The 13,207-nt window shown below is 73.2% G+C and carries 9 protein-coding genes; 5 read left to right on the forward strand and 4 right to left on the reverse strand.

Annotated elements, in window-relative coordinates:
* The first annotated feature begins 12 nt into the window (after window positions 1-12).
* Window positions 13-432 carry a DUF350 domain-containing protein gene (locus O2W14_RS16340; RefSeq protein WP_269177169.1) on the forward strand — a complete coding sequence of 140 codons (420 nt, stop codon included), beginning with the start codon at window positions 13-15 and terminating at the stop codon, window positions 430-432.
* 82 nt (window positions 433-514) lie between these two features.
* Entirely contained in the window at window positions 515-1,702 is a 1,188-nt protein-coding gene (locus O2W14_RS16345) for a zinc-dependent alcohol dehydrogenase (RefSeq protein ID WP_269177170.1), read from the forward strand.
* Between the two features lie 39 nt (window positions 1,703-1,741).
* On the opposite strand, the gene glgA is transcribed toward O2W14_RS16345, so the two are convergent.
* Together glgA and O2W14_RS16355 are read right to left on the reverse strand one after the other, a co-directional pair.
* The gene (gene glgA / locus O2W14_RS16350) at window positions 1,742-2,932 is read right to left on the reverse strand and encodes a glycogen synthase (RefSeq protein WP_269177171.1); all 1,191 of its coding nucleotides are present in this window, start codon (window positions 2,930-2,932) and stop codon (window positions 1,742-1,744) included.
* A 57-nt stretch (window positions 2,933-2,989) separates the two neighbouring features.
* On the reverse strand, window positions 2,990-4,309 hold the full coding sequence (locus tag O2W14_RS16355; protein ID WP_269177172.1) for a UDP-glucose dehydrogenase family protein: 1,320 nt from the start codon (window positions 4,307-4,309) through the stop codon (window positions 2,990-2,992).
* A gap of 595 nt (window positions 4,310-4,904) precedes the next feature.
* On the opposite strand from O2W14_RS16355, the gene O2W14_RS16360 reads away from it, so the two are divergent.
* Genes O2W14_RS16360 through O2W14_RS16370 form a run of 3 tightly spaced genes read left to right on the forward strand, consistent with a single transcriptional unit; the run spans window position 4,905 to window position 9,554 of the window.
* A complete protein-coding gene (locus tag O2W14_RS16360) occupies window positions 4,905-6,932 on the forward strand; it encodes an acyltransferase family protein (protein WP_269177173.1) in 2,028 nt (675 codons plus the stop codon).
* Window positions 6,932-8,596, forward strand: coding sequence for a glycosyltransferase family 2 protein (locus tag O2W14_RS16365; RefSeq protein WP_269177174.1), 1,665 nt, complete (start codon window positions 6,932-6,934; stop codon window positions 8,594-8,596). Before O2W14_RS16360 ends, O2W14_RS16365 begins: the two co-directional genes overlap by 1 nt.
* 10 nt (window positions 8,597-8,606) lie before the next feature.
* Complete coding sequence (locus tag O2W14_RS16370) at window positions 8,607-9,554, forward strand: glycoside hydrolase family 6 protein (RefSeq protein ID WP_269177175.1); 948 nt, start codon at window positions 8,607-8,609, stop codon at window positions 9,552-9,554.
* A gap of 27 nt (window positions 9,555-9,581) precedes the next feature.
* On the opposite strand, the gene O2W14_RS16375 is transcribed toward O2W14_RS16370, so the two are convergent.
* Entirely contained in the window at window positions 9,582-9,818 is a 237-nt protein-coding gene (locus O2W14_RS16375) for a hypothetical protein (RefSeq protein WP_269177176.1), read from the reverse strand.
* 274 nt (window positions 9,819-10,092) lie between these two features.
* Window positions 10,093-12,948: a glycosyl hydrolase gene (locus O2W14_RS16380; protein ID WP_269177177.1), complete on the reverse strand. Its 2,856-nt coding sequence runs from the start codon at window positions 12,946-12,948 to the stop codon at window positions 10,093-10,095.
* Between the last annotated feature and the right edge of the window lie 259 nt (window positions 12,949-13,207).

The following is a 13,207-nucleotide window of genomic DNA, read 5'->3' on the forward strand; positions in this document are numbered from 1 at the left end:
GAGGTCCCTCTCGTGCTGGCCAGCATCGGCTACGCCGTCGCCTACACCGGCGTCGGCATCGTGCTCCTCGTCCTGGGCGCCCTCGTCCTGGACCTGCTCACCCCCGGCCGCCTGGCCCGGCACATCTACGAGGAGCGGTCGGTCAACGCCGGCATCGCGCTCGGCGCGGTGTTCCTCGGGCAGGGCGCGATCGCCTTCACCACCATCTGGACCAACGGCACGAGCGGCTTCGGTGACGCCCTGCTCGACACCGTCGTCTTCGGTCTGGTCGGCATCGCCCTGCAGGTGGTCGCCTTCTTCGTCCTCGACGTGCTGACCCCCGGCAAGCTGGGCCACCACCTGGTCGAGGTCGGGTTCCACCCGGCCAGCCTGGTGAGCGCGGCCTCGACGCTGGCCGTCTCGTTGATCGTCGTCGCCTCCATCTGGCCCTGACGCCGGGCCGTTTGCCCAGCTCGGCCGGGGGCACCGGTCCAGGGACGACGTGATCTTGTGCGTCCCTGACGATCGGAACCCCATGAAGGCAGTCACCTGGCACGGCACCGCGGACGTCCGCGTCGAGGAGGTCCCCGACCCCTTCGTCCAGGAACCGACCGACGCGGTGATCCGGGTGACCACCACCAACATCTGCGGGTCCGACCTGCACCTCTACGACCCGCTCTCCCCGTTCATGGGGAAGGGCGACGTCCTGGGCCACGAGGCCATGGGGCAGGTCGTCGAGGTCGGCTCGCAGACCGGTGACCTCCGCGTCGGTGACCGGGTGTCCATCCCGTTCCAGATCTCCTGCGGGCACTGCTGGATGTGCCAGCGGCAGCTGTACACCCAGTGCGAGACCACCCAGGTGCGCGACCAGGGCATGGGTGCGGCGCTGTTCGGCTTCTCGAAGCTCTACGGCGAGGTGCCGGGCGGGCAGGCGGAGTACCTGCGGGTGCCGCAGGCGCAGTTCACGCACGTCTTGCTGCCCGAGGGCCCGCCGGACGACCGGTTCGCCTACCTGTCCGACATCCTGCCCACCGCCTGGCAGGGCGTGGAGTACGCCGCGGTGCCCGAGGGCGGCACGCTGGTCGTGCTGGGCCTGGGCCCGATCGGTGACTTCGCCTGCCGGATCGCGAAGCACAAGGGCTTCCGGGTCATCGGCGTCGACCTGGTCACCGAGCGGCTGATGCGCGCCCGGCTGCGCGGCGTCGAGGTCGTCGACCTGCGCGAGCACGAGAGCGACCTCGGTGACGCCCTCCGTGACATGACCGACGGCCGCGGGCCGGACTCGGTGCTCGACGCCGTCGGCATGGAGGCCCACGGGTCGCCGCTCGCCGGGTTCGTGCAGAAGGCGGCCGGGCTGCTGCCCAAGGCGCTGTCCGCGCCGGTGATGAAGGAGGCCGGCGTCGACCGGCTGAGTGCGCTGTACTCCGCGATCGACATCGTCCGCCGCGGCGGCACCATCTCGGTGTCCGGCGTCTACGCCGGCGCGGCCGACCCGATGCCGCTGTCGGTGATGTTCGACAAGCAGGTCCAGCTGCGGATGGGCCAGGCCAACATCAAGAAGTGGGTCCCGGAGATCATGCCGCTGCTCGGGGACGACGACCCGCTGGGCGTGGACTCCTTCGCCACCCACCGGCTGCCGCTGTCGGAGGCGCCGGACGCCTACGCGAAGTTCCAGCAGAAGGCCGACGGCTACGTGAAGGTGCAGCTCAAGCCGGAGCTCTGAGGGCTGCGGTGGCCGGCCCGGGCGGGCCGGCCACCGTCGTCAGCTGCGGTTCGCGAGCACCTGCTCGTAGACCTGCACGGTCTGCTGGGCGATGGCCGGCCAGCCGAACTCGGCGAGCACCCGCTCGCGGCCGGCCCGGCCCATCTCGGCCGCCCGCGCGGGGTCGGCGAGCAGCTCGGCCATCCGGGCGGCCAGACCGGCGGCGAACGCGGCCGGGTCGTCCTCGGTGTAGGGCACCAGCAGGCCGGTGCGGCCGTCGTCGACCACCTCGGGGATGCCGCCCACGGCGCTGGCCACGACCGCCGTCCCGCAGGCCGCGGCCTCCAGGTTCACGATGCCCAGCGGCTCGTACACCGAAGGGACGACGAAGACCGTCGCCCCGGTGATCAGCGGCACCAGCTGCTCGCGCGGCAGCATCTGCTCGATCCACACCACGCCCGAGCGGCGGGACTGCAGCGCTGCGACGCCGTCGGCGAACTGCTGGCGCTCGGCAGGGGTGTCCGGGGCGCCGGCGCAGAGCACGAGACCTGCCTCGGGCGGCAGCTGGTCGGCCGCGGCCAGCAGGTGCATGAGCCCCTTTTGCCGGGTGATCCGACCGACGAACAGGGCATAGGGCCGGTCAGGGTCGACGCCCACGCTGCGGACGACGTCGGGGGCCTCGATCGGGCGGTAGGCCTGCGCGTCGACGCCGTTGCCCACGACCAGCACCTTCGCCGGGTCGAGCTCGGGGTAGACCGACAGCACGTCGGTCTTCATCCCGCGGCTGACCGCGATGACGGCGTCCGCGGCGAGGTAGGCGGTGCGCTCCACCCAGGAGGACAGCCGGTAGCCCCCGCCGAGCTGGTCGGCCTTCCACGGCCGGCGCGGCTCGAGCGAGTGCGCGGTGACCACGTGGGCCGAGCCGTGCACCAGCTGGGCCAGCTGTCCGGCGTGGTTGGCGTACCAGGTGTGCGAGTGCACCAGGTCGGCGCCGGCCAGCGCCGCGGCGATCTCGACGTCGATGCCGACCGCCTGGAGCGCGCCGTTGGCCGACTGCAGCCCGGCGGGCACGGCGTGACCGGTCGCGTCGGCGCCGGGACTGCCGGCGGGCCGTGGACCGCCGAAGCAGTGCACGTCGATCTCCGGGGCCGGATCGAGCCCGCGCAGGGCCGCGACCAGGTGCTCGACGTGCACCCCCGCGCCCCCGTAGACGTCCGGCGGCCATTCCCTCGTCACCACTCCCACGCGCACGCCGCTCACCCTAGGTCCGCGGGCCGGACGGGGCGCGCCAGCGGGTCCCGCGTCCGGTCAACCGGCGCGGCGGCCCAGGGCGCGGTAGGTCCAGCCCGCGGCCACCCAGCGGTCCATGTCGAGGGCGTTGCGCCCGTCGAGCACCCGCTTCTTGGCCACCACCTCGCCGAAGGCCGCCGGGTCCAGGTCACGGAACTGCTGCCACTCGGTGAGCACGAGCACCGCGTCGGCCCGCTCGGCGGCCTCCTCGGCGGTGTCCACGACGTCCAGCTGCGACCACGACCTCCGGATGTTGTCCCCTGCCGCCGGGTCGGTGACCCGGACGACGGCGCCCTGCAGCTGCAGCTGGGCGGCGACGTTGAGCGCGGGGGAGTCGCGGATGTCGTCGCTGTCGGGCTTGAACGCAGCCCCCAGCACGGCCACGCGCTTGCCGAGCAGGGACCCGTCGCAGACCTCGCGGGCCAGCTCGACCATCCGGATGCGCCGGCGCATGTTGATGTTGTCGACCTCGCGCAGGAACGTCAGCGCCTGGTCGGCACCGAGTTCGCCGGCGCGGGCCATGAAGGCGCGGATGTCCTTGGGCAGGCAGCCGCCGCCGAAGCCGAGTCCGGCGTTGAGGAACTTGCGGCCGATGCGGTCGTCGTGCCCGATGGCGTCGGCGAGCTGCTTGACGTCGGCGCCGGTGGCCTCGCACAGCTCGGCCATGGCGTTGATGAAGGAGATCTTGGTGGCCAGGAAGGAGTTGGCCGCGGTCTTCACCATCTCCGCCGTCGGGTGGTCGGTGACGACCTGCGGGGTGCCGGCGGCAACGATCGGGGCGTACACCTCGTCCAGCACCGCGCGGGCGGTCTGCCCATCAGGACCGGGTGAGATGCCGTAGACCAGCCGGTCCGGGTGCAGGGTGTCCTCCACGGCGAAGCCCTCACGGAGGAACTCCGGGTTCCAGGCCAGCATCGCGCCGGGCACCTTGCCCTCGATCAGCTCCGCCAGCCGCGCCGCGGTGCCGACGGGCACCGTGGACTTCCCCGCCACCAGGTCGCCGGGCTCGAGCACCTCCAGCAGGGACTCGACGGCTGCCTCGACGTAGCGGAGGTCGGCGGCGTACTCGCCGCGCTTCTGCGGGGTGCCCACGCAGACGAAGTGGACGCGGGCACCGGCGGCGTCGGCGATGTCGGTGCTGAAGCGCAGTCGCCCGGAGGCCAGCGAGGTGCCGAGCAGCGCCTCGAACCCCGGCTCGTAGAACGGGGCCTCCGCCCGGGACAGCCGGGCGATCTTCCCGGGGTCGACGTCGATGCCCACCACGTCGTGCCCCAGCTCGGCCATCGAGGCGGCGTGGACCGCACCCAGGTAGCCGCAACCGATGACCGAGATCTTCATGCGAGGACTCTTCTCTGCTGGTCGAGTTCGTGTCCGAGAAAGGGGGGAGAGGGTCGGGGAATGGTCGCCGACAATGGCGAGCGCCGACTCACGGGCAGGCGGTCGAAGGGGTGGGGACCGACCTGCCGGCCTCGTCGTCGAGGCGTCTGGGAACGACCCTGACGGACCGCGCAGCCTGTCGTCAAGTCGAGAAGTCGACACGGAGCGTGATGTCGGTCTCTCGCTCTGCGTGACGAGATGGATGCGCTACGTTGTGACGAGAAGTTGACGAACCCGCAACGCGGCGGGCTGGACAGAACGACATATGTCCTGGTCATCATGGTGTCAGCGCCTCGACGACGAGGCTGTCCGGCGACACGGACCCTCGGGGGACGCTCCGAGGGGCGCGTCGGTGGAGTCAGTTGCAGCGACCTTCAGTAGTCGCCTCCGTCCGGGTCGACACGGCCCCCGGACCACCCCTCTCCCCCCACCGCACGGTCATGGCCCAGCGCTGTGCCGGAATGGCGGAACACAATTCGACTCGGGCGCGGCAGCGCCCGGATGGGACACAGAAATCGTGGCCACAGTCTCCCTGAGCCCACCGCGAGAGATGGCGGTGGAGAAGGCTCCGCCCGCCGTCCGGCGGCACCGCACCGACATCCAGGGCATGCGCGCCGTGGCGGTGCTCCTGGTCGTCCTCTACCACGCCCACGTGCCCGGGGTGACCGGCGGTTACGTCGGCGTCGACGTCTTCTTCGTCATCTCCGGCTACCTGATCACCTCTGCGCTCGCCGCCGAAGCGGAGCGGGACGGTCGGATCTCCTTCGCCCGCTTCTACGGCCGGCGCATGCGGCGCCTGCTGCCGGCCGCCGTGCTGGTGATGGTCTTCTCCGTCGCCATGGCGCGGTGGTTCCTGCCGGTGACCCAGGCGCAGTCGGCGATGACCGACGTCTTCTACGCCGCCGTCTACGGGATCAACTACCACCTCGCCTTCGAGGGGGTGCAGTACCAGAACGCGACCGCGCCGCCGTCTCCGCTGCAGCACTTCTGGTCGCTGTCGGTGGAGGAGCAGTTCTACGTCGTCTGGCCGCTGCTGATCGCGCTGTGCCTGCTGATCGGTCGCCGCAGGCACTACCGCGCGCTGATGGTCGGCGCCATCGCGGTCATCTCCGCCGGCACGTTCCTCGCCTCGGTGGTGCAGACCCCGCAGGACACCTCGCTGTCCTACTTCTCCATCCACACCCGGGCGTGGGAGCTGGGCGTCGGTGCCCTGCTGGCACTGCTGGCCCACCGCCTGGTGATGCCGCAGGGCGTCCGTGCGGTGCTCGCGTGGTCCGGGGTGGCGGCGATCGTCGCCACCGCGTTCCTCTACACCGACCGCACGCTCTACCCCGGGTGGGCGGCCGCCGTCCCGGTCGCCGGGGCAGCGGCGCTGCTGGCCGCCGGCACCCTCGGTGAGGTGCCCTCGCTGCAACGGGTGCTGGGCCACGGGGCGATGCAGTACATGGGCAAGGTCTCCTACGCCTGGTACCTGTGGCACTGGCCGATGCTGATCCTGCTGCCGGCCTGGCTGGGCCGGGAGCTCGGCTGGGGCTACCAGGTCGAGATCGTGTTCCTGGCCTTCTGGGCCGCCGTGCTCACGTACTTCCTCGAGAACGCCGCCGCCCGGCACAGCCTCACGCTGCGCGGCTGGCTGGTGGCCGGGACGGCGATGTCCGCGGTGGCGGCCGGGACGGCGTTCGTCCTGCTGCTGTCACTGCCGAACCTGGTGGGGACAGGTGAGGCCCGGCAGGCCGTGGCGCTGCGGACGGCGGACCTGACCGAGGTCTCCCGGGCCATCGACGCCAGCGCCGGCATCACCGCGCTGCCGTCGAACCTGACGCCGGCCCTGGGTGTGGCGCGGGACGACACCCCGCGCTCCAGCGACGACGGGTGCCACCTGGACTTCCTGGAGACCGAGCAGCCGACGTGCCTGTCCGGGGACCCGCAGGGGACGAAGAGCATGGTGCTCATCGGGGACTCCCACGCCCAGCAGTGGCTCGCCCCGCTGGAGGAGCAGGCCCGCACCCACGGCTACCGGCTCTACAGCTTCACCAAGTCGGCCTGCCCGATCGCGCAGATGGGCCCGGTCTACAGCGACCAGCTCAAGCGCACGTACACCGAGTGCTCCACCTGGCGGACGGCCGTCCAGGAGCGCGTGCGGACGCTGGACCCGGACCTCATCGTGTCCAGCCAGAGCGACCAGGTGGTCTGGAGCTCGATGACCGACGACGAGTGGGGCCAGGCGACGGTCGACGGGCTGCGGGCGATGTCCGGGGCCGACAGCCGCATCGTCTACCTGCAGGACACGCCGTTCGTCGGCGACGACCCGCTGGCCTGCCTGCAGGAGAACCTCGCCGACGCGTCGCGGTGCGCCGTGCCGCTCGACGGGGCCTTCGCCTTCTTCCCCGACCGGCACACCGCCGTGCACACCGCGGTGGACCGGGCCGGCTACCAGTTCGTCGACACCCTGCCCTTCTTCTGCACGCAGACCTGCCCGGCGGTCGTCGAGAACATGACCGTCCGCCGCGACGCCGGACACGTCACGAACACCTACGCGGCCTGGCTCGCGCCCATGTTGGCCCCCCTCTTCGAGGAGCTGTGATGTCCGACCTCACCCACCCCGGGACGTCCACGCCGGTGGCGCTCCGCACCCGGCCCTCGTGGCGCCCGCTGGCCGGGCAGGCCCCGGTCGTCGAGGGCCTCCCCGCGGCGCCGTCGGACGAGGACAAGTTCACCTACTTCGGCAAGCAGCACATCTGGTTCATCACCGCGCGCACCGTCGCCGCCTGCTCGGCGGCGCTGAGCCTGGTGCTGTTCTCGGCGACCACGCCGGCGCTCTGGCTGTTCTGGCCGATGGTCACGATCTTCATCGGCTACATGGTGCTGACGCACATCGCCACCACGCGCCGCCGGCGGATCTCCCGGCTGGACCACGACCGCATCGTCGCGACGTGGGAGCCGGAGACCGTCCCGAGCATCGACGTCTTCCTGCCCTCGGCCGGGGAGCCGCTGGAGGTGCTCCGCAACACCTACGAGCACGTGGCCCGGCTGGCGTGGCCGGGTGAGCTCGTCGTCCGGGTCATGGACGACTCGGCCCGGCCGCAGGTCGCCGAGCTCGCCGCCGAGTACGGGTTCGACTACGACGTGCGGGACAACCGGCCGCTGCTGAAGAAGGCCGGCAACCTCAAGTACGCGTTCGACCGCACCGGGGGCGACCTGATCGTCATCTTCGACGCCGACTTCTGCCCCCGGTCGGACTTCCTGAGCGAGTTGGTCCCGTACTTCGGCGACCCGGAGATCGCGATCGTGCAGTCGCCGCAGTTCTTCGACGCCGACAAGAAGCGGCAGAGCTGGCTGGAGGAGTGCGCGGGCTCGGTGCAGGAGAGCTTCTACCGCTGGGCCCAGGTCTCCCGCGACAAGCTGGGCGCGCCCATCTGCGTGGGCACCTGCGCGATCTACCGGCGGTCGGCGCTGGAGGAGTCCGGCGGGTTCGCCCAGATCGGCCACTCCGAGGACGTGCACACCGGCGTCAACCTGATGAAGGTCGGCTACAAGACCGTCTACGTGCCGGTCGTGGTGGCCAAGGGGCTCTGCCCGGACAAGCTCTCGTCCTTCATCTCCCAGCAGTACCGCTGGTGCCTGGGGTCGATGAGCCTGCTGGCGGACAAGGCGTTCCACGACGCGCCGCTGCGCTACCGCCAGCGGCTGTGCTTCTTCACCGGGTTCGGCTACTACATCAGCACCGGGGTCGGCGTGTACCTGCTGTCCCTGCCCACGCTGGTCATGCTGTGGTTCCTGCCCGACCGCATCGTGCTGTCGAACTTCTTCTGGCTGCTGCCGACCTTCCTGCTCTACCCGCTCATCGCGGTCATCCACCGGACGCACTGGCGGCCGGCGACGCTGCGGGTCTACACGATCTCCTCGTTCGCGCACGCGGCGGCGATCTGGCACGCCCTGCAGGGCCGGGCGGCGGACTGGGTGCCGACCGGGCAGACGCGGAAGACCGGGATGACGGCGCAGGTGACCCGGCTGATGGTGGGCTGGACGGCCTCCACCAACGCGCTCATGGTCGCCGGTGTCGTCCACTGGCTGGCCCAGGGGCGCGGGATCGTCGACGTCGCCCCGATCCTGGTGTTCAGCGTCCTGAACGCCTACATCTGGATGCCGATCGCCTTCCTCGCCTGGCAGGAGCGGCAGCCCTCGCAGCGCACCCGGCCCCGCTTCCTGCCGCGGCGGGCCGCCGCGCGGGCCGCGGCGCAGGCCTGACCCGGCCGCGATGGTCGCGACCTCGCGCGGGACCGGTGCGGTGCGGGCGACCTCGGTCGCCGGCTGCCTGGTCCTCGCCCTGCTCCTGGGCCTGACGATGTCGGGCTCAGGAGCAGGGGGGCCGGTCGCCGGGGTGCGGTTGTGGAAGGGGCCCACGGACGTCGACGCCGTCGTCGGCGAGCACCCCGAGCTGGGGGTCCTGGCCGAGCAGCCCACCTTCACCTGGATCGGTGAGACGACGGAGCCGCGGACGGTCGGCACCTGGGCGCGTGCGGCCGGTGGCCTGCCCGTGCCGCTGGTGCTCTACGCGATCCCGGACCGCGACCTGGGGGGTCACTCCGCTGGCGGCTTCCCGGACACCTCGGCCTACCTGGCCTGGGTCGGTGCCGTCGCGCACCACCTCGGCGACGCACCGGCCGTCGTGGTCGTGGAGCCCGACGCCCTGGGGCTGTCCCTGCAGATGTCACCGCCGGAGCGGGCGGCACGGCTGCGTGTGCTGGGTCGTGCGGTCGACGTCCTGAAGGCCAACAGCCCCCGGGCCCGGGTCTACCTGGACGCGTCCATGTGGGTGTCGCCGGCCGCCATGGCCGGTCTGCTCGAGCGCGCCAACGTCGGCAGCGCCGACGGGTTCAGCATCAACGTCGCCAACCACGTGGCCGACGGGCCGGCGCTCGAGTACGCCAACGCGGTGTCGGCGATGACCGGGGGGAAGCGGTTCGTCGTCGACAGCAGCCGCAACGGCCGGGGCTCCAGCTCTCACGAACGGGACTGGTGCAACGTCGGCGGTCTCGCGCTGGGGCGGCCCCCGGGCACGCTGCTGACCGACGAACCCCTGCTCGACGGGTTCTTCTGGATCAAGACCCCGGGCCGGTCGGACGGCACCTGCAACGGGGGGCCGCCGGCCGGGCAGTTCTGGCTGCGCGGGGCGCTGGAACTGGTGGCCAACACGAGGTCCTGACCCCGGCCGGCCGGGAGGGCCGGCAGGTCAGGCGATCGACCAGTTGTCCAGCTCGTCGGCCTGGGCGCACGCGGGGCTGCAGTACCGTCCGGCGTCGCCCTCGAGGTCCGCCCGGGGACGCACCTCGCAGTGGGCGCACCACGCCGTGCTGGCGAGCTTCCGGGCGCGCAGGCGCCGGCCCACGCGGACCCGCAGGGGCACCCGGTCCGTCGCCGGGGTGGCGGGCTGGGTGCGGGCGGGACGGCCGAGCGGCTTCAGGCGCATGACGTGCTCTCCTCCGTGGGACTCCGACTCGACGCTGAATCGGCACGGGGCGTCCGGTGCTTGAACGGGCAAGCACCCAGGTCACCCCACCGGGCGGGGGTGACCGCGTCCTGGACCAGGTCGCCCCGTGTCGCGGACGACGATGGACGCCCCGTGACCTCGGCGCCCTCTGTGCGGGTCCACCGCTGCTCCGACTGGCGTGCCGCTGACCCAGCGTGCGCGCGCGTGTCCGTTCAGCGGCTGTCCCGTGGTGCCGGCGGCGGCCGGCACGCGGTCAGCGCACGGTGCCGGTGGCCGGGAGGGAGAGGTTCGGGCCGTTCCAGTCCCCGGCGGTGGCACGCAGCGCCCACGCGGTGCCGGGGCCGGCCGGGACGTCGGTGGAGGTGCTGCCGAGCGGGAGGGTGCGGGTGGTCGTGCCGACGGTGAGGAGCCAGCCGGTGGCCCCGGCGGGTGCCTGGGTCGGGAGCCGGACGGTGAGGGTGCCCCCGCTGTAGAGGGTGAACGGCGTCCAGGGAGTGGTCATCGGGACGGCGGTGCCGGTGGTGGCGGTACCGATCGCGGTGGTGGAGGTGGTGGCCGTGCCGGTGACGGTGGCCGCGGCCAGGCCGAGGCGGTGACTGCTGCCGTTGGTCAGCCCGGTGACCCAGTAGGTCCCGGTGGCGACGGGGACCAGGGGGCGGGTGGCCCCGTCGACGGTGAGCTGCCAGTGGGTGGTGCCGGCCGGTGCAGCCGGGAAGGTGAGGCGCAGGGCGCCGTCGCGGGACTCCACCGCGGGGGCTGCGGGGGTGGCCGGTGCCGCGGCGGTGGGGACGCTGCCGGTCGCAGGGAGGGAGAGGTTCGGGCCGCCCCAGTCCCCGGCGGTGGCGCGCAGGGCCCACGGCGTGCCGGGGGTGGCGGCCACGTCGACGGTCGCGGTGCCCAGCGGCAGCGTCCGCGTGCCGGTGCCGACGGTGAGGTGCCAGCCGGTGGCCCCGGCAGGAGCCGAGGCGGGGAGGCGGACGGTGAGCGTCCCGGCGGCGTGGGTGGTGAACGGCGTCCACGGGGTGGTCATCGGGACGGCGGTGCCGGTGGTGGCGGTACCGATCGCGGTGGTGGAGGTGGTGGCCGTGCCGCTGACGGTGGCCGCGGCCAGGCCGAGGCGGTGGCTGCTGCCGTTGGTCAGGCCGGTGACCCAGTAGGTCGTGGTGGCGACGGGGACCAGCGGTCGGGTGACGCCGTCGACGGTGAGCTGCCAGTGGGTGGTGCCGGCCGGCGGCGAGGGGAAGGTGAGGCGCAGGGCGCCGTCGCGGGACTCCACCGCGGGGGCTGCGGGGGTGGCCGGTGCCGCGGCGGTGGGGACGGTCCCGGTGGCGGGGAGGGAGAGGTTCGGGCCGCCCCAGTCCCCGGCGGTGGCGCGCAGCGCCCAGGGGGTGCCGGGGTCGGCCGGGACGTCGGCCGAGGTCGTCCCCAGCGGGAGGGTGCGGGTGGTGGCGCCGACGGTGAGGTGCCAGCCGGTGGCCCCGGGAGGCGCCGAGGCGGGGAGGCGGACGGTGAGCGTGCCGGCGGAGTGGGTGGTGAACGGCGTCCAGGGAGAGGTCATCGGGACGGCGGTGCCGGCGGTGGGGGCGGACACCAGCTGCCCCGTCGTCGAGGCGGACGCCGCCGCCAGCTCCATGCGGTGGCTGACGCCGTTGGTCAGCCCGGTGATCCAGTAGGTCCCGTCCGCCACGGGCACCAGGGGCCGGACGGCGCCGTCGACGCTGACCTGCCAGTGCGTCGTGCCGGTCGGCGCCGGCGGGAAGGTCAGCCGCAGGGCGCCGTCCCGGGACTCCACCGCGGGTGCGGCGGGAGCAGCCGGCGTCATCAGGACCGCGACGGTCGGCCGCGACCAGGCCACGGTGCTGCCGACGTCGTTGGTCGCGGTCTCGGCGACCCGCAGGTACCGGCCGAGGTCGGCGGGGTCCGGGGTGTGGGTGGTGCCGGTGGAGGCCGTCGGGGTGCACGAGGTGACCGCCCGCGGGTCGGTGCAGCGGTGCCAGCGCAGGCCGGTCGTCAGCGCGCCCGAGGCGTCCGAGGCGCGCCAGGTCCCCGGCGTGGCGGTCAGCGGAGCGCCCACCTGGGCCGTCCCGCTCAGGGTCGGTGGGGTCAGCACCAGCGGTGCGGCCACGACGGGGTCGTCCACCTGCCCGGCGCCGCCGAACCAGGGCGAGCTGAGCTCAGCGGCCAGCTGCGCGGCGGCCGGCGGGTCGTTCTCGATGCGGTAGTCGTGCTGGGTGTCCTGGTCGAACCAGGTGAAGCCGACCAGCCGCGGGATCGTGAGCAGGCCGGAGACCAGGTCGTGGATCATCGCCGGGCGGTCGGGGCCCGGGAGCACGGCGGACTCCGCGACGTAGATCGGCTTGGTCGGCGCGATCTGGTCCAGCTGGCGCAGGGTCGGCGGCACGTCGGCGGCGTAGGTCGCGACGGGGGAGCTGAAGTAGACGCTCAGGCCGACCCAGTCGACCACGTCGTCGCCCGGGTAGAGCGGGGCCAGGGGCACGTTCGGCCGGGAGATCACCGTGATCGGCGACCAGGTCCAGATGACGTCGTCCGCCCCGGCGGCGGACACGACCTCGACGACGTGCCGGTAGGCGGCGACGTAGTCCTCCGGGGTGTTGCCGTTGACGCCCTGCCCCCACGGGTACCAGGAGCCGTTCATCTCGTGCCCGAAGCGCACGGCGACCGGCGCGCCGACGGCGGCCAGCGCCGCGCCCTGCGCCCTCAGGTAGCCGTCGAACTCCCCGGCCGCGATCGCGGTCAGCGAGTAGGGGTTCTCCCCGGGCCGGGTGTGGGTCCACGGCTCCCAGGTCAGCATGGGCAGCCGCCCGCCCGCGCTGAGCCGCTGCAGCGCGCCGGTGTCGACCTGGCCGCCGAAGTCGAGGAAGAACGTCGCGCTGCTGGGGGAGACCCCGGTCGCGGCGGTGAACGCGTCCAGCGCGCCCGGGTCGCGGGGCAGCCCGGCGACCGAGGCGCCGACGTGGACCCGCTCCGGGCACAGCACGGGGTCCGGTGCGCAGGCAGCAGCGCCGGCCGGCGGTGCCAGCAGCACGGACCCGGCGCCGACCAGGACGGTGGCGGCGGCGAGCAGCGCGGCCCGGAGCCGGGGTGCCACCCCTCCGCGTCCGGCGGACGCGCTCCGCCCCTGTCGCGTCCGTGTGGCTGCTGCGGTCATCAGTCCCTCGCCCTCGCCGGGTGTCCGCCGCCGGCGTGGGCCGGACGGCGGTGGAGCGCCTGCGGCGGACGACGGTCGACCGAGCCGGCGCCCGGCTCTCATCCTGGCGGAGCCGACCGGCTCTCGTCACGTGCTGTTGATCACTCGTGTACGGATCGTGATCGGGCGGGACGCCGGGTGGAGCGCCACCGGGGGACCA

It is taken from the genome of Modestobacter sp. VKM Ac-2986 (assembly GCF_026967795.1).
In the GTDB taxonomy this organism is placed as follows: Bacteria; Actinomycetota; Actinomycetes; order Mycobacteriales; family Geodermatophilaceae; genus Modestobacter.